24 protein-coding genes are annotated in these 26,847 nt (G+C 39.3%); 10 read left to right on the forward strand and 14 right to left on the reverse strand.

Translation table 11 applies throughout. The features are described 5' to 3' along the window. Positions 1–192: 192 nt before the first annotated feature. Positions 193–1,125, forward strand: coding sequence for a family 2A encapsulin nanocompartment shell protein (locus AC52J8_RS10725; protein ID WP_003651215.1), 933 nt, complete (start codon positions 193–195; stop codon positions 1,123–1,125). Beyond that, positions 1,100–3,061, forward strand: coding sequence for a family 2A encapsulin nanocompartment cargo protein cysteine desulfurase (locus AC52J8_RS10730; protein WP_086398874.1), 1,962 nt, complete (start codon positions 1,100–1,102; stop codon positions 3,059–3,061). The genes AC52J8_RS10725 and AC52J8_RS10730 overlap by 26 nt, the downstream gene beginning before the upstream one ends. A 598-nt stretch (positions 3,062–3,659) precedes the next feature. On the opposite strand, the gene AC52J8_RS10735 is transcribed toward AC52J8_RS10730, so the two are convergent. Further along, complete coding sequence (locus tag AC52J8_RS10735; protein WP_077165516.1) at positions 3,660–4,298, reverse strand: LysE family translocator; 639 nt, start codon at positions 4,296–4,298, stop codon at positions 3,660–3,662. A 91-nt stretch (positions 4,299–4,389) separates the two neighbouring features. Here AC52J8_RS10735 and AC52J8_RS10740 point away from each other — a divergent pair, with 91 nt between their 5' ends. Further along, on the forward strand, positions 4,390–5,325 hold the full coding sequence (locus AC52J8_RS10740) for a LysR family transcriptional regulator (RefSeq protein WP_005047612.1): 936 nt from the start codon (positions 4,390–4,392) through the stop codon (positions 5,323–5,325). Between the two features lie 246 nt (positions 5,326–5,571). Here AC52J8_RS10740 and AC52J8_RS10745 read toward each other — a convergent pair whose 3' ends face one another. The 5 genes from AC52J8_RS10745 to AC52J8_RS10765 form a co-directional block, all read right to left on the reverse strand. Continuing rightward, a complete protein-coding gene (locus AC52J8_RS10745; RefSeq protein ID WP_086398872.1) occupies positions 5,572–6,438 on the reverse strand; it encodes a cysteine ABC transporter substrate-binding protein in 867 nt (288 codons plus the stop codon). 82 nt (positions 6,439–6,520) lie between these two features. Then, positions 6,521–7,381: a transporter substrate-binding domain-containing protein gene (locus tag AC52J8_RS10750; protein ID WP_086398871.1), complete on the reverse strand. Its 861-nt coding sequence runs from the start codon at positions 7,379–7,381 to the stop codon at positions 6,521–6,523. A 31-nt stretch (positions 7,382–7,412) separates the two neighbouring features. Continuing rightward, positions 7,413–8,144, reverse strand: coding sequence for an amino acid ABC transporter ATP-binding protein (locus tag AC52J8_RS10755; RefSeq protein ID WP_086611332.1), 732 nt, complete (start codon positions 8,142–8,144; stop codon positions 7,413–7,415). A gap of 2 nt (positions 8,145–8,146) precedes the next feature. Next, on the reverse strand, positions 8,147–8,812 hold the full coding sequence (locus tag AC52J8_RS10760; RefSeq protein WP_000418065.1) for an amino acid ABC transporter permease: 666 nt from the start codon (positions 8,810–8,812) through the stop codon (positions 8,147–8,149). After that, positions 8,802–9,461 carry an amino acid ABC transporter permease gene (locus tag AC52J8_RS10765; protein ID WP_198912069.1) on the reverse strand — a complete coding sequence of 220 codons (660 nt, stop codon included), beginning with the start codon at positions 9,459–9,461 and terminating at the stop codon, positions 8,802–8,804. The genes AC52J8_RS10760 and AC52J8_RS10765 overlap by 11 nt, the downstream gene beginning before the upstream one ends. 64 nt (positions 9,462–9,525) lie before the next feature. Here AC52J8_RS10765 and AC52J8_RS10770 point away from each other — a divergent pair, with 64 nt between their 5' ends. Further along, complete coding sequence (locus AC52J8_RS10770; RefSeq protein WP_081035431.1) at positions 9,526–9,639, forward strand: hypothetical protein; 114 nt, start codon at positions 9,526–9,528, stop codon at positions 9,637–9,639. Between the two features lie 104 nt (positions 9,640–9,743). Here the strand turns inward: AC52J8_RS10770 and AC52J8_RS10775 are convergent, their stop codons facing one another. The 3 genes from AC52J8_RS10775 to AC52J8_RS10785 form a co-directional block, all read right to left on the reverse strand. Further along, on the reverse strand, positions 9,744–10,028 hold the full coding sequence (locus AC52J8_RS10775; RefSeq protein ID WP_496538774.1) for a GNAT family N-acetyltransferase: 285 nt from the start codon (positions 10,026–10,028) through the stop codon (positions 9,744–9,746). 142 nt (positions 10,029–10,170) lie between these two features. Continuing rightward, positions 10,171–11,130: a response regulator transcription factor gene (locus AC52J8_RS10780; RefSeq protein ID WP_086398869.1), complete on the reverse strand. Its 960-nt coding sequence runs from the start codon at positions 11,128–11,130 to the stop codon at positions 10,171–10,173. Then, a complete protein-coding gene (locus AC52J8_RS10785) occupies positions 11,127–14,591 on the reverse strand; it encodes a hybrid sensor histidine kinase/response regulator (RefSeq protein WP_086398868.1) in 3,465 nt (1,154 codons plus the stop codon). The genes AC52J8_RS10780 and AC52J8_RS10785 overlap by 4 nt, the downstream gene beginning before the upstream one ends. A 195-nt stretch (positions 14,592–14,786) precedes the next feature. Here AC52J8_RS10785 and AC52J8_RS10790 point away from each other — a divergent pair, with 195 nt between their 5' ends. Further along, the gene (locus tag AC52J8_RS10790) at positions 14,787–16,403 is read left to right on the forward strand and encodes a purine-cytosine permease family protein (protein WP_002114289.1); all 1,617 of its coding nucleotides are present in this window, start codon (positions 14,787–14,789) and stop codon (positions 16,401–16,403) included. 57 nt (positions 16,404–16,460) lie between these two features. Here the strand turns inward: AC52J8_RS10790 and AC52J8_RS10795 are convergent, their stop codons facing one another. Beyond that, complete coding sequence (locus AC52J8_RS10795; protein WP_000376211.1) at positions 16,461–16,916, reverse strand: Lrp/AsnC family transcriptional regulator; 456 nt, start codon at positions 16,914–16,916, stop codon at positions 16,461–16,463. A gap of 157 nt (positions 16,917–17,073) precedes the next feature. Between AC52J8_RS10795 and AC52J8_RS10800 the strand changes: the two genes are divergently transcribed. Continuing rightward, positions 17,074–17,685: a LysE family translocator gene (locus AC52J8_RS10800; RefSeq protein WP_032056392.1), complete on the forward strand. Its 612-nt coding sequence runs from the start codon at positions 17,074–17,076 to the stop codon at positions 17,683–17,685. A gap of 70 nt (positions 17,686–17,755) precedes the next feature. Here the strand turns inward: AC52J8_RS10800 and AC52J8_RS10805 are convergent, their stop codons facing one another. Beyond that, positions 17,756–18,367: a LexA family protein gene (locus AC52J8_RS10805; protein ID WP_005069871.1), complete on the reverse strand. Its 612-nt coding sequence runs from the start codon at positions 18,365–18,367 to the stop codon at positions 17,756–17,758. Positions 18,368–18,653: 286 nt separating this feature from the next. On the opposite strand from AC52J8_RS10805, the gene AC52J8_RS10810 reads away from it, so the two are divergent. Beyond that, positions 18,654–18,887, forward strand: coding sequence for a hypothetical protein (locus AC52J8_RS10810; protein WP_002114518.1), 234 nt, complete (start codon positions 18,654–18,656; stop codon positions 18,885–18,887). Between the two features lie 63 nt (positions 18,888–18,950). On the opposite strand, the gene AC52J8_RS10815 is transcribed toward AC52J8_RS10810, so the two are convergent. After that, on the reverse strand, positions 18,951–20,270 hold the full coding sequence (locus AC52J8_RS10815; protein ID WP_150378167.1) for a KGG domain-containing protein: 1,320 nt from the start codon (positions 20,268–20,270) through the stop codon (positions 18,951–18,953). Positions 20,271–20,744: 474 nt separating this feature from the next. Between AC52J8_RS10815 and AC52J8_RS10820 the strand changes: the two genes are divergently transcribed. Together AC52J8_RS10820 and AC52J8_RS10825 are read left to right on the forward strand one after the other, a co-directional pair. Continuing rightward, positions 20,745–21,146 carry a DUF6367 family protein gene (locus AC52J8_RS10820; RefSeq protein ID WP_086399318.1) on the forward strand — a complete coding sequence of 134 codons (402 nt, stop codon included), beginning with the start codon at positions 20,745–20,747 and terminating at the stop codon, positions 21,144–21,146. A gap of 139 nt (positions 21,147–21,285) precedes the next feature. After that, on the forward strand, positions 21,286–22,164 hold the full coding sequence (locus AC52J8_RS10825) for an SDR family oxidoreductase (protein ID WP_000432004.1): 879 nt from the start codon (positions 21,286–21,288) through the stop codon (positions 22,162–22,164). Positions 22,165–22,218: 54 nt separating this feature from the next. Here the strand turns inward: AC52J8_RS10825 and katE are convergent, their stop codons facing one another. Together katE and AC52J8_RS10835 are read right to left on the reverse strand one after the other, a co-directional pair. Then, positions 22,219–24,363, reverse strand: coding sequence for a catalase HPII (gene katE, locus AC52J8_RS10830; RefSeq protein ID WP_086399317.1), 2,145 nt, complete (start codon positions 24,361–24,363; stop codon positions 22,219–22,221). Positions 24,364–24,404: 41 nt separating this feature from the next. Further along, positions 24,405–25,823, reverse strand: coding sequence for an iron-containing redox enzyme family protein (locus AC52J8_RS10835; protein ID WP_086399316.1), 1,419 nt, complete (start codon positions 25,821–25,823; stop codon positions 24,405–24,407). Between the two features lie 315 nt (positions 25,824–26,138). Between AC52J8_RS10835 and AC52J8_RS10840 the strand changes: the two genes are divergently transcribed. Next, positions 26,139–26,615 (forward strand): CinA family protein, encoded by a 477-nt coding sequence (locus AC52J8_RS10840; protein WP_032062686.1) that lies wholly within the window; start codon positions 26,139–26,141, stop codon positions 26,613–26,615. The last annotated feature ends 232 nt before the right edge of the window (positions 26,616–26,847 follow it).

Raw genomic sequence — 26,847 nt, forward strand, 5'->3', positions numbered from 1 at the left:
CGTGCAGATTAATAAAATGCTTATTTCTAGTTTAAATATATTTTTATTTAGAAAATATATAACTCATTAATAAGCTCAGTATTTAAAAAATTTATAACGCGATTTTAATTTTAAAACCAGAACTAATTCTAGTTTATATGCATCCTAGAATTTTTATTTTCAAAAAGCCAATGTAATAAGGAAAAATGATTCATGGCGAAAAATACAGATAAAGCCCAACTTGCGCTTGGGGACCATGCGGCCCGCCAACTGGCCAATGCAACCAAGACAGCTCCTCAACTTTCTACAATTACTCCCCGATGGCTGACTCACTTACTTCAATGGCTTCCTGTTGAAGCAGGTATTTATCGCCTAAACCGTGTAAATAATACCGATGATATTCAGGTGGCTTGCACACAGCGTGATGAAGCAACTTTACCTCAAACTTTTGTTGATTATGATCCACAGCCACGCGAATACTTTTTGAATGGTGTATCGACTGTTCTGGATGTACATACACGTGTTGCTGACCTTTACAGCAGCCCCCACGATCAAATTAAAGAACAGCTCCGTTTAACGATTGAAACCATTAAAGAACGTCAAGAAAGTGAGCTCATCAATAACCCTGAATATGGCTTATTGGCGAGTGTGACAGATGACCAACGTATACCAACTTTAAATGGCCCACCAACTCCAGATGATCTTGATGATTTATTACGTAAAGTCTGGAAAGAACCAGGATTTTTCCTAGCACATCCAGATGCAATTGCAGCATTTGGCCGTGAATGTACACGTCGTGGCGTACCGCCTCCAACAGTGAGTTTATTCGGTTCGCAATTTATTACATGGCGCGGGATTCCCCTCATTCCATCAAATAAAATTCCTGTAGAAGATGGCAAAACTAAAATCTTGCTGCTTCGTGTCGGTGAAAAGCGTCAAGGGATTGTTGGTTTGTTCCAACCGGGGCTTGCTGGTGAACAGTCACCAGGGCTTTCAGTACGTTTTATGGGCATTAACCGTAACGCGATTGCATCTTATCTGATCTCGTTATATTGCTCGCTTGCAGTATTGACTGATGATGCTTTGGCAGTATTAGATGATGTGGAGGTGGACAAATATCATGACTACCCAGTTAACTACAAGTAATCTGCAAGGTAGTCCAATGGGGCCTGAAGTGACTGGTGTTAACCCACCAGCCAACTTCCCTGATGAGTCCACCATTGCCCGTCTTGCCAATGAGTTTTTTTCAGCATTGCCAAGCTCAAGCAGTTCAGCTTCTCCATCGGGCCTTAACTTGGACTTACCTGTCGGAGCGCCACCGCACCCACCGCAACCGGGTGAACCATTTTCTGCACTGAGTGGTCGTGCGCCCAATATCGCGTTTCAGAAAAGTCTCAATCCGGAATTTCCTGAGCATATTCCAAATTTGCCAGACTACCCTGAACGCCGAATTGTAGCGTCTGCACCTGTGATTGGTGGAGCTAATTTGCCACGCCCACCATTTGAGCCACATTTGCCACAAGCGGTACATCATGAGCCGAATGTGCCACGTATTGAACCAAACTTACCGACAGGTGCTGGTGAATCACCTTATTATTTTTTAAATGATTTTTCTGCTCCAAATGCAGCAGAACCTTCTGTTACTGGTGTTGAAGATAACTATTCAATTGCGCAGTCTTTTCAGTTGCCGCATGGCGACCAGTTGAAATCCTTGCTCGTTGAAGATCGTTTTGCAGCTGATACACCAGCAAAAACCTCACCAAGCTCTAGATTTTATTTCTTAGACTTACCACAAAGCGGGCAAAGTTATAGTCACTATCAACCATCTCAACCTACCTTTGTAGCAAGCAGTGCTCAGCCCTTAGATGTGCATGCCATTCGTCGTGATTTCCCAATCTTGCAGGAACGCGTCAATGGTCGCCCGCTAGTCTGGCTTGACAATGCTGCTACTACGCAAAAACCACAGCGTGTGATTGATCGAATTGCTTATTTTTATCAGCATGAAAACTCGAACATTCACCGTGCTGCACATGAGTTAGCAGCTCGTGCGACCGACGCCTATGAACATGCGCGAAATGTAGTTGCCCGTTTTATCGGTGCACCTTCTTCCAAAGAAATTATCTTTGTTCGAGGAACCACTGAAGGCATTAACCTAATTGCAAAAACATGGGGCGAACAAAATATTGGTGAAGGTGATGAAATTATTGTTTCTCACTTAGAACACCATGCCAATATTGTGCCTTGGTATCAACTAACTAAAAAAACTGGAGCAAAATTACGAGTCATTCCTGTTGATGATACGGGGCAAATTATTTTAGAAGAGTTGCCAAAACTGATTAATGAACGCACTAAACTGCTGTCTATTACTCAAGTTTCTAATGCTTTGGGAACAGTTACCCCTGTTGCTGAAGTGATTAAAATTGCCCATGCCAAAGGTGTACGTGTATTGGTTGATGGCGCTCAATCTGTTTCGCACATCCCTACCGATGTACAAGCTCTCGATGCAGACTTTTTTGTGTTTTCTGGACATAAAGTGTTTGGTCCAACAGGCATTGGTGCAGTCTATGCGAAACCAGAACTGTTAGATACCATGCCAGTTTGGGAAGGTGGCGGCAACATGATTCAGGACGTCACCTTCGAACAGGTGGTTTACCAACCTGCACCAAACAAGTTTGAAGCTGGAACTGGGAACATTGCTGATGCAGTCGGTTTAGGTGCGGCTCTTGAATATGTCGAAAGTTTAGGTATTCATAACATCGCGCGCTATGAACATGATTTGCTTGAATATGGTCAAAATGCGCTTAGCAGTGTGTCTGGTTTACGCTTGATCGGAACAGCGCATCACAAAGCCAGTGTTATGTCCTTTACTTTACAAGGCTATTCAACTGAACAAGTCGGTAAAGCTTTAAATCAACATGGTATTGCGGTACGTTCTGGGCACCATTGTGCACAGCCAATTTTACGTCGTTTTGGTGTAGAACAGACCGTGCGTCCGTCTTTAGCTTTTTATAATACGACTGAAGAAATTGATTTATTGGTGTCTGTTTTACACCAGTTAACACGTAACAAGCGTAGTGTTTAAATCTATTTTGGAAAAAAGACTGCTTTCGAGCGGTCTTTTTTATAAATTATTTACTGAAACTTCTTGAGCTCAACTTCATATATAGGAACAAGTCAAAGTAGCTATCACGGCGGAGTCTTATTATGTTAAATTCGATTTCTGAATTAGCCTTCGGCTAGACTTACTTTGGTTTCGCCCAAAGTAAGCAAAAGCATTTTCATCTGCAAAACCTGTCCTCTTCTTATATCTAATCGATATATCGCAGAAACATAAACTATTTAATACCACGCAGGTTGCAGATGATTTTAGCTCGAATTAAGAGTCATCAATAATTCGGACAACTCAAAGTAGTTATCACTGCGGAGTCTTGTTATTTTAAATTCGATTTCTGGATTAAGCTTCGGCTCGAGCTAAGAGTCATCTACAGCCTGCCCATAATTTATAAAAATAATGTTTTTGCAACATTTTTTGATAGATGAAAACAGTGAACAGGTTCTGTAGATGACAAAGTTTTTTGGTTACTTTTTCCAAAAAAAGTAACAGAATTAGCTACGTTCTTCTGATGTATAAACGGTAAGACTCCGTCGTGCTACCCCATCCACTTATAAATAAAACCAACTTAAACAAACAAACTCCAAATCAATCTCAACGCAATCCCAATTAATAAAACTCCCATCACCCTCTCAAAATAAACTCCAAATTCTAAAAAACGTTTACGTACAATAGGCTGAGCAAACATTACACTCACCACCATAAACCAGATGGCATTGACCATACACATCCAGACCCCATAAAAAACCTGAACTTTCATTGGTGTAGTTGTACTTACAATCGTCGTAAAAATTGCCAGAAAAAAGATAGTGGCTTTTGGGTTTAACGCATTGGTAAGAAAACCCATTGTAAAAGCTTTAAATAAACTCGGCTTATCACTGCCTGCTTGGCCATTAATTTCAATATTGGTATTCGGCTGGCTACGTAAACACTGCCACCCCAAATAAATTAAATAGACTGCTCCCGCTGCTCTAATAAGCGACATGAGCCATTCACTTTGTTGAATCAAAAAACCAATCCCAACCAAGGTATAAAAGACATGAACCGAAATCCCAACACCAATACCAATTGCGGTTAGACATCCAATCAAATAACCATAACGTACACTTTGTCTGACCGTAATCACAAAATCTGGTCCCGGTAAAATCACCGCCATAAAATGAATAAGAGCTAGCGTTAAAAACTCATGTCCATACAACTGCCACATAACAATTTAGTTTCCTGAAAATCACCTAAAAGATTGTATTGCGATTTTTTAGACGCGATAATCCAATCAAAATCCAAATAACTTTTGCCTCATGAGCACAAATCAAAGTTTAGTTCTTTTAAATGAAATGGCGACTTTCGTGAAAGTAGTCGAGTCAGGGAGTTTTTCTGAAACGGCTCGACAACTCGGTACTACACCCTCTGCGATAAGCCGTGCGATTGCTCGCTTAGAACGTGCTTTAGGAACCCGCTTACTTTATCGAACCACACGAAAGCTTCGCTTGAGTGAAAGTGGTCAACAGGTCTATCAACGTTGTTTAGATATGGTCAATGCGGCACAGGCAGTGATGGAAAGTTCGGGCCAATTTCATGTTGAACCGCAAGGAATCATTCGCCTAAGTGTTCCAAAAGCCGTTGGACATTTTATGATTCATCCACATTTACCAGAGTTTTTAGAACGTTATCCAAAAATTGATATTCAAATGCTTTTAGAAGACCGTTACGTTGACTTAATTGATGATGAAGTTGATTTAGCGCTTCGAATTACCGAGCAACCCTCTGGCGGCCTAATGGGACGAAAACTCATTGATATCGATCACTTAATTTGTGCTACACCTGAATATTTAGAAAAACATGGCATACCAACCCATCCTCATGACTTAAAACAGCATGAATGTATCTATTTGGGTGAACAAATCAGTGATTCAAAATGGAAATTTCAACAAGGGAATAAGTCGATTAGTGTTACCGTGCGGGGTCGTTATGCTGCAAATCATACAGGTGTTCGTTTAAGCGCAGCCCTACAGCATTTGGGAGTAGCCAGCTTACCCTACTTTGTTGCGCGACATGCCTTACAACAACAGACTTTGGTTCAAGTTTTACCCGACTGGGATTTTAAGACCTATTACAGTGGAGGCTTGTGGTTACTCTATCCGCCAACACGCCACGTACCACCGAAATTAAGTGTGTTTATTCAATATTTGGCGGATAAATTGGCAGCCGAGCCGACTTTATTTAAGTTCAAATAATATAGAATCGAGGAATTAACACGATAGAATTCTAGCTTTCTATCTCTAAAGCAATCAGCTAATTCTGTTACTTTTTTTGGAAAAAGTAACCAAAAAACTTCTTCATCTACAGAACCTGACCACTGTTTCCATCTATAAAAAATATTGCAAAAACATTATCTTTATAAATTATGGGCAGGCTGTAGATGAATACTAGCTCAAGCAAATACTATCTAGAGTCCTAGTCATTAGGGGCTATGAGTACGACTACTCAACCAATAAATCTTTTGGATTAATCGTATCGCCATACACTGGTTTCAACGTCTTTTCATAAGCCTGATGAATCACGCCTTCTTTTGCCAATTTTTCTAGATCTTGGTTCAACCAGTCCAATAACTCTTTATCGCCTTTTTTCACTGCTGGTGCAATTAAGTCCTGCTCACCTAAACTTGTGATGCCAACAGTGTAATTTGGATTTTCTTTAGCCCAAGCTAAAACCAGCAAGTTATCATGTGCAAGCGCAGCACCACGACCATCTTTTAAAGCATCAAAGGTTTCAGTGTTTTGCTCATACTTTTGCAGTTTAATTTCAGGATGAGTCTTAGTGAAGAATGAATCAGCCGTAGTACCTTTATTCACCAACAAAGTTTTATCTTTGAGTTGAGCAATATCTGTAATTGGATGAGTTTTAGGAGACACCACACCCAAAGCAACTTTTAAATAAGGTTTAGCAAAATCGACTACTTCTTTACGTTCTGGTGTAACCGTAAAGTTGGCAAAAATAATATCCACTTTATTGGCTTTTAAATATTCGACACGATTTGCAGCTTCAGTTAAAACAAACTCTACCTTGTTTTCATCACCTAACAAGTCTTTAGCAACATGCTTGGCAATCTCAACATCGAAACCCTGATTTTTACCTTGAGCATCTAAATATCCAAACGGCGGTTTATCGCTAAATACACCAATACGCACGACTCCATTCTTTTTAATCTGCTCAATACTCGACACAGTTTGAGTGCTGTCAGCTGTTTTTTCATTAGATTGCGTGCCTTTATCACATGCAACCAAACCTAAACTCAGCAAAGATGCAGCGAGGACATGCTTTATATTTTGTAAAGTTAGTGTTGTCATTATTTCACCCTATCGTTCTTGTAAAAGTCTTATTTAAAATCACAGTGCCTACTTTTAGACACTGCTCCAGCGATATCGAAAATTATTGGCCTACATCTAAAAACACATTAGGATTAACCGATTCACCATAAATTGGTTTTAAGGTTTCATCATAAATTTTCTTAATTTCACCGCTTGTTCTTAGCTGCTTAATTTCAGTATTGAGCCAATTCAATAATTGGGTATTGCCCTTTTTAACTGCTGGTGCAATAAACTCTTGATCACCAATAGACTGGATACCCGCCACATAATTTGGGTTCTTCGCGGCCCACGCTAAAGCATAAGTACTGTCTTGTGAAATTGCGTCGCCACGACCGTCGGTCAAGGCTTTGAACGCATCTGAGTTTCTTTCAAACTTCAGTAAATTCACTTTCGGATAGTGCTTGGTAAAATAGGTATCTGAACTGGTACCTTTATTTACAATTAACGTTTTACCTTCCAATTGAGCAATGTCAGTAATCGGCTTAACTTTAGGCGAGACAATACCGAAAGCACCTTTTAAATAAGGCTCGGCAAAATCTACAACCTCCTTACGTTCAGGCGTTACTGTAAATGTCGCAAACACAACATCGGCACGGTTTGATTTTAAAAACTCCACCCGATTTGAAGCTTCCGTCACAATAAACTCAACTTTCTTTTCATCGCCGAGCAGATCTTTAGTGACTCGTTTTGCTAAGGCCACATCAAAGCCCTGATTATTGCCAGCACTGTCTACATAACCAAACGGCGGATCATCAGCAAAAACAGCAACTCGTAACACCCCATTTTTTTTGACTTGCTCTAAAGACTGGTCTTCTTGAGTATTACTTGCTTGCTCAGTTGATGGCGTTTTACTACATGCCGTTAATAACACCCCAGCAACAGCAATACTGCTTAATATTTTTATTGAATTACGTTTAAACATTCACTTCCTCATGATTCAAATAATAAAAGACTTAATACGACAAAATATTTAAAAAGGTTTTAGCTCGTTCTGTTTTCGGCTGTTCAAAAAACTCTTCAGGTGGCGCCTGTTCAATAATTTTGCCCTTATCCATAAAAATAATTCGATCGGCAACCTTTCGGGCAAATGACATTTCATGTGTCACAATCAACATGGTCATCCCCTCATTGGCTAGTTTCAAAACAACATCGAGCACTTCTCTAACCATTTCTGGGTCAAGCGCAGCGGTAATTTCATCGAGCAAAATGACTTTAGGTTGCATGACCAGTGAACGGACAATGGCGATACGCTGCTTTTGTCCACCGGAAAGTTGTCGCGGATAATCAAGTTTTCGTTCAAAGAGTCCGACGCGCTTTAACAACTCATCTGCAACTTGTTCAGCTTCATCACGGCGGCGTTTTTGCACTTTGAGTGGTCCAAGCAAAATATTGTGAATGACATTCATATGCCCAAACAGCTCATAGTTTTGAAAAACCATACCAATTTTTTGACGAGCATTAGTCCAGTCAACATCTTTACCCAACACACCCGAGCCTGTTAAACGAATCTCACCACCTTGAATCGGTTCTAAGCCATTAATGCAGCGAAGTAAGGTACTTTTACCACAGCCCGATGGGCCTAAAATAACAACCACCTCTCCTTGTTCTACATCCAGATCAATGCCCTGTAAAATATGACTTTGTGCAAATGATTTCTGTAATTGTTGTATCGATAACAAAGGCATAATTACTCCCAGACCTTTTCTAAATGTGCCGCCAAACGAGATAAGGGATAGCAAATCAGAAAATACAAAATAAAAATAAAGCCATAAATCCAAAGAGAAGCGCTGGGTACGGTTAACAGCGAATTTTCAATAATTTGCTGGCCAACTTTAATCACCTCAACCACACCAATCAGGACTGCCAAAGAGCTGGTTTTCACCATTCGAGTAAATAAATTAATCGCACCTGGCGTTACTCGTTTTAGACTTTGCGGGAAAATGACATACACCAAGGCTTGAACATGGGTAAGTCCGAGCGCATAGGCCGAATCGCGTTGATGCTGATCAATCGAGGTAATGGCTGCACGAACCAAATCGCCCATTTCAGCCGTACCCCACAAAACAAATACAACAATGCACACCCACATTGCAGAAAATTGCCAGTTAAACCATGTCGCAAAGCCGAAATAAAACACAAACAGCAAAACTAAAATCGGAATGATTCGAATGGCTTCTAAATACAACCGGCACAGTGCTTTAACGACTATGTTTTTAGAAGTCATAATTACGCCGAAAACTGTGCCGAAAATTGCAGAGAAGAACACCGAAATAAATGCAATTTTTGCAGTTGCCCAAAGTCCCCACATTAAACGTTCGAGGTGACTCGCTTGAAATAGATAATCAAGTTCCATGGCTCACCTTCCGACTTCTGTGCTCCAGATAACTGGTTAAAATAGACACGGGCAATAAAATAATGAGATAAGCCATGATGAGTAAGAACAAAGCTTCGGTGGTTTTATAGTCCATACCAATTAAGTCTTTAGTGACAAAAAGCAGTTCAACGACAGCAATAGCACTAACCACAGAACTTTCTTTAATCAGAAATAGGCAATTTGCCCCTATTGCCGGAATTGAAATGGCAAGTGCTTGAGGAAAAATGACATATCTAAAAATTTGAGTCGGTTGCAAACCAATACTTTTTGCAGAATCAATCTGCCCTTTTGCAACAGATTGCAAACCCGCTCGGAAAGCTTCAGCCATATAGCTTCCACCTAAAAAGGTCAGTCCGATCACACCACAAGCGAAACCATCGATTTTGATGCCAAGCTTTGGTAAACCGTAATACAAAAAGAACAGTTGAATTAATAAGGGGGTATTTCGAGATAACTCAATATACGACTGGGCAATTCTATTTAGTACCCGCACACGATATGTGATTAAAATACTGCAAATTAGCCCTACAATAATTGCCAAAATAATACTGATAATTGAAATTTTCAGCGTGGTCAAAGTTGCAGAGAAAAATTGCGGCAACACACTATGGATATACTGCCAGTTCAAGGAAAATTCCAAAAAATAATATTAAAACGTTATAAATATTTAGCTTTCGTCAGCCATTAAATATTTGTGTAAGAAGTTTATTTTTTTCCCAATTGGTCTAAAACTATTTTTATTAGATAAGCTTTTCTATAAGTTTGATAAATTCGATATACCAATCGAAAACCTTCAAATCAGTTGAATACAACTGCTTAAAACATATTCACTAAAACAAAGATGAACAATAAAACCAATAAAAATCGGACACCAACGCCCGATTTTTTTAAATGATTTTTAATCTATTCTTTACTTTCTCAGTACCTCCCCAATGCTTGGGTCTTTATCAAAAACCGATTTAGCATATGGGCAAAGCGGAATCACCTTTACGTCTTTTTCACGAACAAAAGCCACCAAAGCATCCAGTAATTGGCGACCTACGCCTTGTCCCCGATAATTTTCATTTACATCTGTAGCATCAATAATCAGCATGCCTTCGCCTGCCCATGTATAAGTCATTTCGCCTGCAACAGTTTCACCATCAAGTAAGCTAAAGCTGCCGTGTTTTGCATCATCTTTTTGTTGAATATTCACAATGAATTCCTCATATTATGGCTCAAATTTATTTAAAAATGACTTTATATATCTTTATCTATAAGAACAAATTTAAGTGTAAAAAAATAGACTATTTTTAGCAGTGAGTCTGTATGCTTTTTAAATACAATCGTCAATTAAATTAGTGAAACTCTTGCACCAAACTATTAATGTGCGCCACGGCAGCAGTTCGATTTTCAACGCAAAGTTTTTCAAAAATATGTTCTAAATGCTTGTTCACGGTCCGTGGGCTAAGCTCCAATATTTCTGCAATATCTTTATTGGTTTTCCCTAACAATAACCAGTGCATGACTTCTGCCTCACGTTGAGTCAACTGTGGGCAATATTTCAAAATATCAGCCATTTCCAAAGCCGGCGTAGAAGTCTTAATCTGTATCAGATAATTTTTTGCCACACTTGGTTCAGTTTCCCACGGCGTAAGCAATAAAAGCTGTAATTGCTGAGATGGTGTCGAATAAGAACAGCTGGTTAATTTTTTAGGGTCTTTTTCATTTTCTAAGTCTGAAAACCAAGCTTTTAAACCTGCCTCAAAACCCTCTAATTCGGGTAAATATTGATTCAGTAAATCACTGGCTTTTTGGGTTTTCCAAACAATTTTACCGTGAACGTCTAGCGCAAGAATGGCTGTTTCCGTTGCGTCAATCACCTGTTTTTGCTGTTGCAATAGTTTAGCATGTGCCAAATGTGTTTTTACCCTTGCTAATACTTCTTCAATATTCAAAGGTTTGGTTACATAGTCCACCCCGCCGACCTGAAAACCACGCACAATATGTTCTGTCTCAGACAAACCTGTCATAAAAATAACGGGAATAAACTGCGTAATCGGACTTGCTTTAAGCTGTATGCAACTTTCAAAACCGTCCATATGGGGCATATTGCCATCAAGCAAAATCATATCTGGTAAGCATCGATGAGCTATTTCAATTGCACTTAACCCATCAGTTGTGACAAGCACGCGATAACCTGCCTGATCCAGACTTTCATGTAGCAAGCCTAAATTTTCCGGCACATCATCCACAATCAGAATAACAGCCTGCTCGTTTGGCGAAGCTTGCTGAAAAGAAACATGTTGCGTACTCATTGCTTATCCTGAATTAATCGTTGCGCGTGTTTTAAATCAAACTTTTGAATAGCGTGTTCAAGCTGTTCCCATAACTCGTTATGCTCTGGAAAATTTTGACGGCATTGCGTTAAAGTCTGTTGAATTCCACGAATGTACCCCTGTCCAATTAAATCATTTAAATGCTGCAAGCTTTGCGGTAAATCGAGAAGATCATTATTTTCTAGTTGTGTAATTAATGTATGAACAGTGGCTTGCTCTTGCTTAAACACTTTTACATCCAATGCTTGAACTTCATTATTTTCAAGGTGTGCTTCCGATTTAAAATCAATCCATATCAAACCTAACTTATCTCCAATTTTACTGAGCAACAAATTCAGGTCGATTGGTTTTAACATAAAGTCTTCACTTAAGACCGCATCTTGTGGATTGACTTCGCGCTCGCCTGCATTGGCCGAAATAATTAAGATCGGTACATTGGTAATATTATTCTGACGCAATAATCGCGCAGTTTCCCACCCACCCATCAAAGGCATATTTAAATCCATCAAAATCAGGTTCGGCTGAAAAATAGGTACACGTCTTAAACAATCAATGCCAGACTCGGCTTCTTCAATCATAAATCCTAAAGGTTTGAGAAAATTAGCAACTAATCCTCGGTCCACCGCTTCATTATCGACAACCAAAATTCGTTTTCGTTCGCCTTGATAGCCTGTAATTTGGTTGGAGTAAACATTAGAAATTGGATGAACCACTTCTTTTGAAGGTAAATAAAACTTAATATTAAACTGTGAACCCTGATTGAGCTGACTAGTCACAGATAGCTGGCCACCAAGTAAATCGACTAATAATTTTACAATGGGTAGGCCTAGCCCTGTTCCGGTAAATCCACCTTGCACTACATTGCTGCCCCGTTCAAACGGGTTAAAGATTCGTTCTAAATCTGCCTCGGCAATACCACAGCCCGTATCTCTAATTTCAAAATATGCTGTTTGAAATCGGTACTCGACTTTCAAAGTAATTGTGCCGCTCGTTGTAAACTTTAAAGCATTGCCTAGTAAGTTAATAAGTATCTGTTCTAAGCGTTTTTTGTCGGTACGAACATAGTGCGGCAGGTTATCTCCAATTTCATAAACAAACTGTAAATTCTTCTGTTCAAACTGTGGCTGAAACATTTGAATAATTTGTTCAATAAAATTTGGGAAATGAACGTCCACTACATTTAAAGAAATCTTGCCTGTTTCAATTCGTGCTAAATCTAGTAAACCATCAATCAGTGAAGTTAAATGCTGCCCACTACGGCTAATCACACCGAGCGCCATTTTGCCTTGTTCTGAAAGCTGCTCTTGTTTTTGGAGTAATTGGCTATAGCCTAAAATACTATTTAGAGGCGTTCTTAGTTCGTGACTAATGCCAATGACATAACGGCTTTTTGCATCATTTGCCCGTTCTGCTGAAATTCTGGCATCTTGCAGGTCTTTTGAAGTGACTTCATGGGCAGCAATTTCATCAATCAATAATGCAGTTTGCTGATGCGTTTCGATTTCGGCATTACGACGACTTTCATCGTTTAACACTAACCACCATGCAGCAACACTCATTAATAAAAATAAAATGGTGTAGATTTTTACAAACAGCGTAAATAACTGCGGAACGGCTGCCGCATTAATGGTTTCTAAATAGGTTTTTTCTTGGATATAAACCAGACTTAAACTCACTGCCAAAACGATCGACAGCCCTAGAGTCAACAATAGATACAAACTGACCCTGCTATTTAGACGACTAGCCCAACGTTCTGGTAAATAGTGCCAAATGGCTTTTTTGAGCTGTACTGACCAACGTGCATCGGGTTTACATAAATCGTGACAGCGTGCTTCAAGTGAACAGCATAGAGAGCAAATCGTACCGTTATAGGCTGGGCAACCCGCCATATCGGCAAGCTCATAGTCCCGTTCACATACCACGCAGTTAGCAACCGAAGTCGCCTGAATTTTTTCAGGCTGGCGTGCAATGTAATATTTGCCTTTGGTTAAGTAAGCAATAATAGGAACACATAACACCGCACTCCCCAAAGCAATAAAACTCGCCAAGCCTTTCGCCATAAGACCGAAAAAGCCCAAATAACTAAGCATCGATAACACTGAAGCAATCAGTAAGGCGCCAACGCCTACGGGGTTAATGTCATATAAGTAAGCACGGCGAAATTCAATTCCCTTTGGGCTTAATCCTAAAGGTTTACAGATAATTAAATCGGCAACAACGGCGCCAATCCATGCCAAAGCGATGTTGCTATATAGTCCCAAAATACGTTCAACAGCATGGCTAATGCCCATTTCCATCAAAACAATGGCAATAAACACGTTAAAAAGAAGCCAAACAATTCGCCCCGGATGGCTATGAGTTAAGCGCGCAAAAAAGTTGGACCATGCCAATGAGCCAGCGTAGGCATTGGTCATATTAATTTTAATTTGCGCCAAGCAAACCAGTGCTAGAGTCAATATTAACGCTAGCTGAGGGTTTGGAATAAATTGTTGATAGGCAACCCAATACAGATAAGTCGGATTGTCTAGTTCAGAGACAGGAATAAATAGCTGAAAAGCCAACACCATCAGCAGCATGCCCATCAAAACTTTTAGAAATCCAAAAATAATCCAAGATGGACCACCTAGAAAAACGGCAAAACGCCATGCGGTTCTGTTCTTTTCTTTTTGCGGTAAGAAGCGTAAATAGTCAGCTTGCTCACCAATTTGGATCACAAATGAAAAAATAAGAGTGCAGGCCGCACCAAAGTAATACAAATTGAAATCGGTCGAGTTTGAAACAGCACCAACAAAATGCAGGCTACTACTTAAAATTTGTGGTTGTTTCCAAAGTACAAAAAACCATGGTAACAACAGCAATAAGAGCCAGATTGGCTGTGTGATTGCCTGAACTTTATTAATAAAACCAATACCTTTGACCACTAAAGGCAAAATCACTAATGCCGAAATTAAGTAACCAATGACTTGTGGAATACCTAAAGCCAGCTCAAGTGCCATCGCCATAATTGCGGCTTCAAACGCAAGCAAAATAAAGGTAAAGCTGGCATAAATCAGAGATGTAATGGTTGAGCCAATGTAGCCGAAACCTGCACCACGAGTAAGCAAATCGACGTCTACATTATATTTTGCGGCGTAGTAACTAATCGGCCAACTGGTTAAAAATATAATCGTACATACGACTATTGCTGCCCATACTGCATTGCTAAAGCCATACTGCCAAAGCATGGTCGCCCCAATGGCTTCCATCGCCAAAAAGCTAACGGTCGAAATTGCGGTGTTGGTAACTGTCCAAGGTGACCATTTACGTACAGAGGTGGGTGCATAGCGGAGCGCATAATCTTCAATACTTTCATCTGCCACCCAAATATTATATTCACGGCGTGTTTTGATCACACGTTGTGGCGCTTGTTGGGGGCGTGAAGAATCTGGCATAACACTCATGTTTTGGATAGGGCTGCATTAAACCCAGCAATCCTTATGCCAAAAGTCAATTATCATGGCGATTTTCTCGAATACGCACATATACGCAAAATAACGTATTTTCAATTTTTCCCAAAAATCACACACTCAAATCCATCAAAAAACAATGATCAATATTTGTGTTGATTGACCGAAAATGATTGGGAGATTGATGTTATGAGTGTATCTGAACATCCAAATCTGGACACTGTGCAAGGTACAGATTCACAAAAAGCAGTGAATGAAACCTTAGAAGATTATACTTTACGTTATGCTCCACACAGCTTTCGGCGCTGGAGTCCCAAAGTTGTCGCTATTACTGCACTTGGTGGTATTGCCTATCTTGCTGACTTTTCTATTGGCGCCAGTATTGGTATGTCTTACGGAACAACCAATGCTGTTTTCTCCATTTTATTTGCAGCGATTATTATCTTCTTAACCGGCATTCCTTTAGCCTACTACGCAGCGCGCTATAACATCGATCTTGACTTGATTACCCGCGGTGCAGGTTTCGGTTATATCGGTTCAGTCCTGACCAGTATCATTTTCGCCAGTTTTACCTTTATTTTCTTTGCCCTTGAAGGTTCAATCATGGCGCAAGGGTTATTGCTCGGTTTAGGTATTCCGCTTTGGGCAGGTTATCTCATCTCAACAGTTATGGTCATACCGCTGGTAATTTACGGCATGAAAGCCTTAAGTAAATTACAAGTCTGGACTACCCCGCTTTGGCTGGTTCTGATGATTGGTCCTGTGGCCTATCTGATTTATCAAGAACCTACCTTAGTCAGCCAGTTTGCAACTTTCACAGGTAACGAAGGTTTCGCAACTGTAGACATGGCAGCAATCATGTTGGGTGCTGGTATATGTCTATCTTTGATTATGCAAATTGGTGAGCAAATTGACTACCTACGCTTCATGCCTGCTAAAACAAAAGAAAATAGCAAAGCATGGTGGGCTGCGGTTATTTCAGCGGGTCCGGGTTGGGTGATTTTAGGGGCGATTAAACAAATTATCGGGGCATTTTTAGGTTTCTATTTACTTACTAAAATACCGGGCGTAAACAGCACTGAACCTGTTCAACAGTTTAATGCAGCGTTTCATGACATGCTTCCGGGCTGGGCAGCTTTAACACTTGCAGTGATTTTGGTGGTTATTTCTCAAATTAAAATTAATGTGACCAATGCTTACTCTGGTTCCCTTGCATGGACAAGTGCCTACACTCGTATTAGCAAACATTATCCTGGTCGTATTGTCTTTGTGATGGTGAACTTAGCAATTGCGCTTGCTTTAATGGAAGGCAATATGTTCGCGGTACTGGGTAAAATCTTAGGGTTCTATTCAAACTTTGCGATTGCTTGGGTTGTGGTTGTTGCAACAGATATTTCAATTAATAAATATGTATTAAAACTTTCACCGAAAGAGCCAGAATACCGCCGTGACATGCTATACAACGTAAACCCTGTCGGTATGGTTGCGTTCCTTGTATCAGCAGGCTTATCAATTGCAGCATTCTTCGGCTTACTCGGTAGTTTCTTGGCACCTTACTCACCGCTTATCGCACTTGTGCTTGCTTTTGTATTAACACCAATCATGGGCTTACTAACCAAAGGAAAATACTACATCAAGTCACACGATGACGGTATTAAAGAACCACGTTATGATGCTGAAGGCACTCCTGTTGCTACCGTCTATCACTGCCGTGTATGTGAGCAAGGCTATGAGCGCCCAGATATTATGTTCTCTCACAAACATAACGGTACGATCTGTTCTTTGTGTAAAACACTCGATGCTTAAATATTCTTAAAACTAAAAAAGAAGCTTTAAAGCTTCTTTTTTTATATCTGATGATTCTTAGCCAATCGGGAATAAACGTTCAGGCACTACATCTTTCATCACAATGGTTGAGATGAGTCGTTGCACACTTGGAATAGCAGATAATTTTTCATCGTACAAACGCTGAAAAGCAGGTAAATCTTTGGCCACCACATGTAGTAAATAATCTGGCTCACCAAACAAACGCTGTGCCTGAATAATTTGTGGGATGTCTATCACGGCATTTTCAAACTTCTCGACTGCCTGTTTATCGCCTTCTTTAAGCGTAATAAAAACAATCGCTGAAAATTCAAATCCCACTAAGTTTGGGTCGAGCTCTGCCCGATAACCTTTGATAGCTCCTGACTCTTCTAAAGCCTTCACTCGTCTATGACAAGGTGAAATGCTCAAACCGACTTTTTCTGCCAATTCAGTAATAGATAATCGGCCATTTAATTGCAATTCAGCAAGAATCTTTTTATCTGTGCGATCCATTTAGAAAAATTTACCCCAAATGAGTGTGATATGAGCAAATATTTAAAAGCACATTCTAAATACATGAGCATATTATTTTCAACAAGCTCGAATAAATAGGGATTTTTTCTAAACCACGAGTGAAACCTTTGGAAAAATAGTTCGCCGAGATAAGCATATGGCTTTTAACATTTTTATTGCATTTTGGAGTGTCTCCATTCTTTTTATTATTACGCCAGGGGCAGACTGGGCCTATGCCATTTCGGCAGGGATTAAAGGCAAAGTCGTCGTACCCGCTGTTGCAGGTATGCTATTTGGGCACTTTATTACGATTTTATTGGTAGCGGCTGGTGTTGGCCTGCTTGTAGCAAATAATCCAACTGCTCTGATGATCCTAACAATTGCAGGTTCTGCTTATTTGTTATGGATGGGAATAAACTTATTACTTACCCCTCCTACTCCGAACGAGTCTGGTTCTGAAAAAGCTCAGTCATGGTTGAGCTGGGCAACCAAAGGCGTTTATGTAAGTGGCTTAAACCCGAAAGTTTTTTTGCTCTTTTTAGCACTGCTTCCTCAATTTATTGACACTACTGCTTCATGGACAGTGACAACACAAATTCTTGCCTTCGGTGTTGTCCACATGATTAGCTGCGCGATAATTTACTTAATGGTGGGTTATGGTTCAGAGGCCATTTTAAAAACCAGACCACAAGCAGCACAATTAGTCGGCCGTTTTTCAGGTGGTTTGATGGTTGTTATCGCAACGTGCTTATTGATTGGGCAAATTTAAAAGTCACTTAGGAAAAAGTTACTGGCCTCGATTTCAGGTCAGTAACTTAAATAATAAATATAAGAAAAAATTATCTCATTCGTTTGAGGTTATAAGTCACGACTCCCCAAATAACCAGTTCTTGCCCCTCTTCAATATAAATATTCTGATAATCAGGATTTTCTGCTTTTAGCCAAACTTTAGGTGGATGAAATTGACTATCAATCATTAAGCGCTTCACAGTGAAATCATTATCGATGAGTGCAATCACAATATCACCCGATTTAGCGGGAATGCTACGATCCACAATAAGCGGATCATTAATATCAATTCCAGCATCTAACATTGACAAAGAGTTGGCTTTGACAATGAACGTTGCATTTTCATTTCTAATTAAATATTCATTTAAATCGAGTGCTTGCTCAATATCATCTTGCGCAGGTGAAGGAAAACCTGCCGCAACACGTTCAGTTGCCAAAGGAATGTGGTAAATTTTATCGTTATTCGGGTGGACCTGCTGAACATTAAGTTTTGAGTTAAAGTCGGTCAAGTTATTGGTTTTGACATTATTCAGTAACCAATTTTTGATAAAGTTAACTTGAGACTCGGGAACACGAATGACTTTGGTGGGTTCATTGAACTGTGCTTTACGTCCGGCATTTTCTCGTGCACCGCCATGCTCGAACTCTTTTTTCTTTGGCATATTGCCTCCATTCCACTGTTCAAATCCTACACAAACAATGTAACTTGAAAAAGTTACATTTTCAAGTTGACGAAATATTTTTTTTGCATAACAATAAATCTCATGATCAGATTTTAATCCATTTTGTTTTTAACAGGGATGTTTTAACCAAAATGGCAATTTGAAGAAAATCAAAACCTATTTCGAAATAGTCGTTATCGCTGACTGTTTTTTGATTTTTATCAAATGAGATTCTGAACACTTAACATTCTGGTTAAATTCAGTTTTTGGTATGGAGACATGCGAAATGAAAAATCAACGTGATGCGGTTTTAGGTTATGCAAATGAGCAACATGCTTACTATATCCGCCTAATTGAAAATGATGCGGTTTTAGGTGAAAGCTACGGATTATTTTGTGAAAATCCAGATAGCGAAGCAGCCGAAAGTATTATGACGACACTTTTTTTGAAAAAATCTTTTTGGTTAAACGGTTCTGAATACCTTGATATTGTAAAAGGCCTACAACCTCTCCCTCAGTAAATACAGTAAGTAAGCTAAAAAACAAAGGAGGCAAAAGCCTCCTTTGTTTTTAAAACATTCTGCTTAAGACGTAAAACGTCCGTAGGCATCACGTTTTTGATTACGAGAGTTTTGACCACGGCCATCATAATCATCGTCGTCATCACGGCTGCGACCACGACCTCGTCCACCTGAGCGGCCACGATCGTCATCATCATCGTCATCACGGCTGCGACCACGGCCTCGTCCACCTGAACGGCCTCCGCGATCGTCATCATCATCGTCATCACGGCTGCGACCACGGCCTCGTCCGCCTGAACGGCCTCCGCGATCATCATCGTCGTCATCATCACGGCTGCGACCACGACCTCGTCCGCCTGAACGGCCTCCGCGATCATCATCGTCGTCATCATCACGGCTGCGGCCACGGCCTCGTCCGCCTGAACGGCCACCACGATCATCATCGTCGTCATCATCACGACTGCGACCTCGGCCTCGACCACCTGAGCGACCACCGCGATCGTCATCATCATCGTCATCACGGCTGCGGCCACGGCCTCGTCCGCCTGAACGGCCTCCGCGATCGTCATCATCATCGTCATCACGACTGCGGCCACGACCTCGTCCGCCTGAGCGACCACCGCGATCATCATCATCGTCGTCATCACGGCTGCGACCACGACCTCGTCCGCCTGAACGGCCTCCGCGATCGTCATCATCATCGTCATCACGGCTGCGACCTCGGCCTCGTCCACCTGAACGGCTACCGCGATCGTCATCATCATCGTCGTCATCACGGCTGCGGCCACGGCCTCGTCCACCTGAACGGCTACCGCGATCGTCATCATCATCGTCGTCATCACGGCTGCGGCCACGGCCTCGTCCACCTGAACGGCTACCGCGATCGTCATCATCATCGTCGTCATCACGGCTGCGGCCACGGCCTCGTCCGCCTGAACGGCCACCGCGATCGTCATCATCATCGTCGTCATCACGGCTGCGACCTCGGCCTCGTCCGCTTGAACGGCCACCGCGATCATCGTCATCATCGTCGTCGTAACGGCTTCGGCCTCGACCACCTGAGCGGCTACCGCGATCGTCATCATCGTCGTCATCATCACGACCGCGGCCACGACCATTACGGCCATCATTTTTATGGCTTAATGCACCCGCTTCACGCGCTTCTTCAGACGTAAATTCATGAGCGTTACCACTTGCATGGGCTGCTCGGCCAGCTTCACGAGCTTCTTCAGAGGTAAACTCATGTGCATTACCACTCGCGTGAGCAGCTCGCCCACCTTTGCTGGCTATTTCTCGTACTCTTTCAGGATCCATACTTGCAAATCCACGATTTGAAGTACCTGTTCTATTGTTATCATCATCTTCATATCTAGTATTAGCCATAGTTATATCTTCCTATATTTAATTATAGTCACTACCGCTTTTAGTTAACGGATTTAATAACAATAGAATATCTATAATATTTTCCCACCCAAGTGATGTATCAATCCTTTTAAATGTATATCAATCAAAAAATGAAATTTCTTATAAACATATTATTTTTAAAATATTTTAAAAATTTTAATTATTAATAATTTTACTCTTTAAATATTGGATATACTCTTTATTACCTAAGGGTACACTACAATATATTTTTACAAACACAGTTAAAATATTTTAACTGATAACAAAAAATTTCAAAATGTACAAAACAGTAAACTAACACAACACCAGATCTATTGAGAAAATAACAAGCAAACAATTATTTTAATTAAAAAACAATAACATATATCATTACATTTTCAGAATTAATTTACTTGAGAGATTAATATGAATATTTAAAACTAATTTTAATAAGATGGTTTGAGTAACTTAACTATGCAATTAAAAAATCAACAGTCAGCTCTACAATATATCCATATTTCTATCCCTGAAATTTTACTAGGACATATTAAGTCCAAAAACTCATGGCAGAACTATGACAAAGAATGGAGCTATAGATTGGACCCACCTCATGCAAGTCATCCCTTCCAAAGAGACTTATATATTATTAAGTCAAAAAATATAGAACATGAAGATATAAAACTGTTGTTAGATAATATAGCTGTTAAAAATAATAAAAATTCAGAAAATATAGATGGAGCAAAAGAAATTATTAAAAAAATATTAGACTTATCTAATAATATACCGATTGAAAACTGGTTAGAAGACACAGGAAATAGATCTATTATTGAAAGCATGATTGATAAAAACAAAATCAAGTTAATTGATATTATTTAGCCCTCAAATATAAAATATTTTTTTACATCCTTACAAATAAAATAACAAAGACAACTTATTAAAAAATTCATTTTACTCACATTTACGCGGTAACAGCTCACTATATAAAAATTAGATATTACAACCGAGGTATTTAAAAATGGAAAACTCAACAAACCAGTATCCAACATCTGCCCCCGCACAAGTTCAATCTCATCAACCAGGTGATCAGGAAAAAATGCACCCTGAACCTGAGATAATAAAAAGTACCCATAAAGGTAGCGATAAGCTAAAAGATAAAGTTGCCGTTATTAGTGGTGGCGATAGCGGTATAGGTCGTTCTGTCGCAGTATTGTTTGCTCGTGAGGGCGCTGATATTGCGATACTTTATCTCGAAGAAGATCAAGACGCTGAAATCACTAAACAACTCGTTGAAAGAGAAGGACAACATTGTCTTTTATTAAAAGGTGATATTTCTGACCCAGATGTTGCAAAACTCGATATTGATAAAGTTCTACAACATTACGGCAAAATTAATATTTTAGTGAATAACGCTGGTGTGCAATATCAGCAAAAAGAAATTGAAAGTATTAGTAATGAGCAATTAGAAAAGACATTTAAAACTAATATTTTCCCAATGTTTTATCTTACTAAAGAAGCCATTCCTTATATGGAAGAAGGCGACAGTATTATTAATACAACCAGTATTACCAGCTATCAAGGCCATGATGAGCTCATTGATTATGCAAGTACCAAAGGTGCGATTACAACTTTTACGCGTAGCTTATCGAACAATTTAATGAAACAGAAAAAAGGAATTCGGGTAAATGGTGTTGCGCCAGGACCCATCTGGACACCATTAATTCCAAGCAGTTTCGATGCAGAAACCGTTAAAGAATTTGGTAAAGATACCCCAATGGGAAGAATGGGACAACCAAGTGAAGTTGCTCCCGCCTATCTTTTTCTTGCCTCAGATGATGCAAGTTATATTACAGGTCAGGTCATTCATGTAAATGGTGGTCAAATCGTAAATGGTTAACCCCTAAAATATAAAAAAGCCCTGAAAGTTAAAACTTTCAGGGCTTTTTGTTTTTTAAGCTGGTATGTGGGCAGCTATTGGTTCTCGTGACCAAACACGATGAGCCATAATCAGGTTTTTGAACTTTTCAGCAATCGGCTGGAATTCATCTCCAACTAGAGTGCCTTCATCGGGAACTAAACCTAGCGGTTCAAGTAAATCAGATTTATTACCTAAAAATGCAATTGGTTTTAAATGCTTGTAGGCTTCTAATAGATAATGGCGAGTCACTCCGTCTTGCATGACAGCGTTTAAGTTATCGCCATCAGGAATAATCACTGCATCATACGCAATTGACGGTTCAGCCATTTGCATGCCATCAGCCGTAATAATACTGTCTTGATGATCTTTTACAGGAGCTAAGCTTGGCGCTAATAAATGAAGAGTCACCCCTTCTTTAATTGCCCAGTTTTTCATAGCTTCTAATGCATCAGATTTCACTAAATTATGAATAAGTACTGCAACTTTTCGACCTTGAATATCTTGGGGTGGGAAAGCTAAGAAAGATAATTTCGCCGATTTTTCAACTGCGGTTTTTTTATAATCTAGCGTTAAATCAGGTACTTCAATTCCTAAATTAGCGCCTACTTGTCGTGCTAAGTCGAGATCAATATTTGCCAAAATTTGTTGAACTTGACGCTCACGGATGTGTTTTCGTTGCACTTTACTTAACTCAAAAGTGTAGGCATCGACCACATGCTTTTGCTCATGAGGTGCAAGGCTCTTGTAGTAAAGGCGTGGTTGTGAAAAATGATCAGAAAAAGTCTCGCTTCTTTGACGAAGTTTATGTCCGCTAATCTGTTCAGGATAGCTTTCAAAACCGCCGTTTGAAGCAGCAGGTGGGGTTTCGGCTGGCCAATCATTATCAATTGAGTTTGGTTGATATGAAGCCTGCCCTTTATGAATCGTATGCTGGTGAATACCATCACGTTGATTATTATGGAATGGACACACAGGTTTATTGATCGGAATTTGATGGAAATTTGGTCCACCTAAACGGCTTAACTGGGTATCGGTGTATGAAAATAGACGTGCTTGTAGAAGCGGGTCATTTGTAAAATCAATCCCCGGCACAATATGTCCCGGACAGAAAGCCACCTGCTCTGTTTCTGCAAAGAAGTTATCTACATTTCTGTTCAAAACAAATCGGCCAATTGGTGTCACTGGAACCAGCTCTTCAGGAATAATTTTTGTCGGGTCCAATAAGTCGAAGTCAAAGTTCATCTCGTCTTCTTCTTCAACAATTTGTACACCGAGCTCCCATTCAGGATAAACCCCATTCTCAATCGCTTCATAAAGATCTCGACGGTGGAAATCCGGATCTTTACCAGCAAGCTTTTGAGCTTCATCCCAAACTAAAGCGCTTAAACCTTGTTTAGGGGTCCAGTGGAATTTCACCAAATGTGATTTTCCTTCGGCATTAATAAGACGGAATGTATGAACCCCAAACCCTTGGATTGAGCGTAAATTACGTGGAATTGCACGGTCTGACATAGCCCAAATCACCGCGTGTGCTGACTCAGGTACTAAAGACACAAAATCCCAAAAAGTATCGTGTGCAGTTGCTCCTGTTGGTATTTCTGTATCTGGCTCAGGTTTTACTGCATGAACAAAGTCTGGAAACTTAATTCCATCTTGCACAAAAAACACAGGCGCATTGTTGCCGACTAAATCAAAATTACCCTCTTGGGTATAAAATTTAATGGCAAAACCACGAATATCACGAACGGTGTCAGCAGAACCACGTGGTCCCTGCACTGTTGAGAAGCGTACAAAAATTGGAGTTTGAATGGTTGGGTCAGTCAAAAAACCAGCTTTTGTTAAGCGCTCATTTCCTTCATAAGCCTGAAAGTAACCATGAGCACCCACGCCACGTGCATGCACAATACGCTCAGGAATACGTTCATGGTCAAAATGAGTAATCTTTTCTCGTAAAATAAAATCTTCTAATAGTGTCGAACCGCGAATACCTGCTCTTAAACTATTCTGGTTATCAGCAATTTTAACCCCTTGATTTGTGGTTAAGGCTTCATTGGTTGCATCGTCTCTGACTGAGTCTAATTGTTCAGTTTTTTGGGTAGTATTGGCTTTATTTGCAGCGTCAGCACCAGCCATTTCACTTGTTTTATTTGTTGATTTAACATTATCAGTCATGTTCATTACCTATGTTTTAAAGTTAAACGTGGGGTGAATTAAAAACTTCAAGAGTTAGTTTTGTTAAAGGAACTTAAATAGGGAAAAAGGAGTTCGACATATTTACGTGTGCTCCAGAGACCAATGCTTTTATGGTGTGAATCTGGGGCCAAAAACGGAGTCAGCTTGCATATTTTTATGGCAAGATCGGGTGTCTGACGTATACGCTCTTGGAGTGCATCGAGTTCGCCATCAGAAATATAGCTAAACAGATAATCTTGAATACGCTGGCTATTCTTAAGTTCTCTACTGTAGGCCAAGTAGTTAGAAGAATGATCAGTACCAGCAATCCAGTCATGAATAATTTGACGTTCCACAGGGTTAAATACCCCAAACATTTTTCCATTTTCTTCATTAATCATCCGCCAGAACACGCTCTGCTCAGGGTCGGTATTAAATTTAATCCATTTGTGATCAATAAGATGTGTAACCAAACCTTTAACGTCTTCTGGGTTTGATAACCATTGGTTAATGGTTTTACATCCAAACTGTCTAGTTTCGTTATGAATAAGCTGCCCCACGAGCGCTTTTCTTTTTAAAATTTTAAGGACTAAATCTTCAAGATTTAAATTTTTAATAATTTTTGAAGAAGAAACACCATGATTATTAAGAGCAAAACCACGTTTTAATTTATTAAAGAAAGCTTCTTTATCTCTGTATTTATCGTAAATATTTTCTATAACTTTAATTGCTTTATCTGCATGTCCATTATCAATATTATCGATAGTGATGTGCAAATTAAAATATTTAGAATCAATACCCAGTTCTGCCAGCTCATAATTACTAATGAGTAAATGCAGTGGCAGTTGCTCATAACCTAAATTGAAGCCGACAATTTCGGGAATAAACTCAGGTGGAGCATAGCCAAGCGCCAGCTGAATCACGGCATTATGATAGTATTCATCCTCTAAAAGCAGATCAAAGCTATCGAGTCCTAGACTACGCAGCAAGTCTTCATAGATACAGACGTGATTTGCTTTCGGCTCACCGAGTCCAAGCTCTTCTAGATAGGTAATAATAAGGTCATGAAAAACCGGATCGTTCCAGTAGTGAACTGAGCTATATAGCCATGCACCATCTACTTTTTTAGTTGGAGAGACCTTAATTAAAAATTCAAATGCCTGACCGACATTCTGGAAGTATTCTCTCTCACCCCCACTTTGTCTACGGTTTAAATAAGCCTGAAATAACTCACAATTTTGTTTATTGTCATTTACACACCATTCTTTAACCGTATTTATAGTTGCAGGAAAATCTATTTCATTTTCATTTATTTTATCTATTTCTTTAACAAGGAAATCTCTTGCTTTCTTCTCTTTTTCAAAACTAGAAATATCAGGATCAAGGAAAAAAACGAATAATTCGTAATAGTTCTGTTGATTATCTTGTAATAGGTCTAATAATCTTTTTTTCACTACAACAGGCATTTCTATTCTCCTTTAGTGAGATATAAATTACCATACTTTAACCAAACTATAATCCCAGCCTAGCTTTGTTATATTACGTTATTAAGAAATCTAATATATTTTTAAATCTTTAAAATTCAATAACATAAAAAATAACACAAACTTACATTCTCAACTTTAGAATAATTTAACTATCTGTTTTTATAAAAAATATATAAATAACAAACTAAATTTACATTTGAGTTACTTTTAAAATTATAAAGACTAAAAACTTAACAAAAAGAAATTAAAAATAATCTTATAACTAAATTAAAAACAATTGTAAGGAGAATACAAATGTTTAACTCATGTTGTAAATTACTAGCACAAGAAAAAATTAAAATCGCTTTTTTTGAAAGTGCTTCGGCAGGTTATTTAGCTTATCGCTTTTCTTTGAGTCCCTATTCAGGTGATATTCTGATTGGTAGTTTGGTCAGCTACGACTTACGTGTCAAAGAAAATACACTTCATATTTCACCCGAACTCATTGAAAAATATACGCCTGAGTCGATGCAAGTCACTGTAGAGATGATCAAAAAAGGTAAAGAACTCTTAAATGCCGATCTTTATATTGCCTGTACCGGGTTATTAAAAAAAGGAGGTTCTGAAACTCAAGAAAAACCTGTAGGTACCTTTTTTTATTCCATTTATTATAAAGATAATTTTTATAATTTCAGACGTATATTTAAAGGATTACCCTATCTTAAACTTAGACAACTGCTCTATTACATTACTCAAGATATAGAATATATAATATTAGATAATAAAAAATAGCTTTCCTTCATAAAAGATAACAAATACATATTTAGAAATGATCATAGCTTTTATTTAACCTCTATGTACCCAAATGTAATTTTAACTATATTCATATTAATTATGTTTAATCATTAAAATTACATTTTATAGAAATCAAGGTTTTATTTAATTTTTAAATTTACATTTAAATATAGGGTAACACCCCAAAGCTACACATTAAAAAATTTCATGTTTAAATGAACCTATCTGA

The sequence above is a fragment of the Acinetobacter sp. S-1 genome (assembly GCF_059579785.1).

What these genes read in the sequence shown, in the direction of transcription:
- AC52J8_RS10760 (WP_000418065.1), bottom strand. Translation starts at nt 8,812, where the DNA reads ATGGAACTTGATTATCTATTTCAAGCGAGTCACCTCGAACGTTTAATG.
- AC52J8_RS10835 (WP_086399316.1), bottom strand. Translation starts at nt 25,823, where the DNA reads ATGCCTGTTGTAGTGAAAAAAAGATTATTAGACCTATTACAAGATAAT.
- AC52J8_RS10840 (WP_032062686.1), top strand. Translation starts at nt 26,139, where the DNA reads ATGTTTAACTCATGTTGTAAATTACTAGCACAAGAAAAAATTAAAATC.
- AC52J8_RS10825 (WP_000432004.1), top strand. Translation starts at nt 21,286, where the DNA reads ATGGAAAACTCAACAAACCAGTATCCAACATCTGCCCCCGCACAAGTT.
- AC52J8_RS10780 (WP_086398869.1), bottom strand. Translation starts at nt 11,130, where the DNA reads ATGAGTACGCAACATGTTTCTTTTCAGCAAGCTTCGCCAAACGAGCAG.
- AC52J8_RS10815 (WP_150378167.1), bottom strand. Translation starts at nt 20,270, where the DNA reads ATGGCTAATACTAGATATGAAGATGATGATAACAATAGAACAGGTACT.
- AC52J8_RS10740 (WP_005047612.1), top strand. Translation starts at nt 4,390, where the DNA reads ATGAGCACAAATCAAAGTTTAGTTCTTTTAAATGAAATGGCGACTTTC.
- AC52J8_RS10790 (WP_002114289.1), top strand. Translation starts at nt 14,787, where the DNA reads ATGAGTGTATCTGAACATCCAAATCTGGACACTGTGCAAGGTACAGAT.
- AC52J8_RS10730 (WP_086398874.1), top strand. Translation starts at nt 1,100, where the DNA reads ATGACTACCCAGTTAACTACAAGTAATCTGCAAGGTAGTCCAATGGGG.
- AC52J8_RS10735 (WP_077165516.1), bottom strand. Translation starts at nt 4,298, where the DNA reads ATGTGGCAGTTGTATGGACATGAGTTTTTAACGCTAGCTCTTATTCAT.
- AC52J8_RS10810 (WP_002114518.1), top strand. Translation starts at nt 18,654, where the DNA reads ATGAAAAATCAACGTGATGCGGTTTTAGGTTATGCAAATGAGCAACAT.
- AC52J8_RS10725 (WP_003651215.1), top strand. Translation starts at nt 193, where the DNA reads ATGGCGAAAAATACAGATAAAGCCCAACTTGCGCTTGGGGACCATGCG.
- AC52J8_RS10800 (WP_032056392.1), top strand. Translation starts at nt 17,074, where the DNA reads ATGGCTTTTAACATTTTTATTGCATTTTGGAGTGTCTCCATTCTTTTT.
- AC52J8_RS10745 (WP_086398872.1), bottom strand. Translation starts at nt 6,438, where the DNA reads ATGACAACACTAACTTTACAAAATATAAAGCATGTCCTCGCTGCATCT.
- AC52J8_RS10805 (WP_005069871.1), bottom strand. Translation starts at nt 18,367, where the DNA reads ATGCCAAAGAAAAAAGAGTTCGAGCATGGCGGTGCACGAGAAAATGCC.
- katE (WP_086399317.1), bottom strand. Translation starts at nt 24,363, where the DNA reads ATGAACATGACTGATAATGTTAAATCAACAAATAAAACAAGTGAAATG.
- AC52J8_RS10785 (WP_086398868.1), bottom strand. Translation starts at nt 14,591, where the DNA reads ATGAGTGTTATGCCAGATTCTTCACGCCCCCAACAAGCGCCACAACGT.
- AC52J8_RS10795 (WP_000376211.1), bottom strand. Translation starts at nt 16,916, where the DNA reads ATGGATCGCACAGATAAAAAGATTCTTGCTGAATTGCAATTAAATGGC.
- AC52J8_RS10750 (WP_086398871.1), bottom strand. Translation starts at nt 7,381, where the DNA reads ATGTTTAAACGTAATTCAATAAAAATATTAAGCAGTATTGCTGTTGCT.
- AC52J8_RS10755 (WP_086611332.1), bottom strand. Translation starts at nt 8,144, where the DNA reads ATGCCTTTGTTATCGATACAACAATTACAGAAATCATTTGCACAAAGT.
- AC52J8_RS10820 (WP_086399318.1), top strand. Translation starts at nt 20,745, where the DNA reads ATGCAATTAAAAAATCAACAGTCAGCTCTACAATATATCCATATTTCT.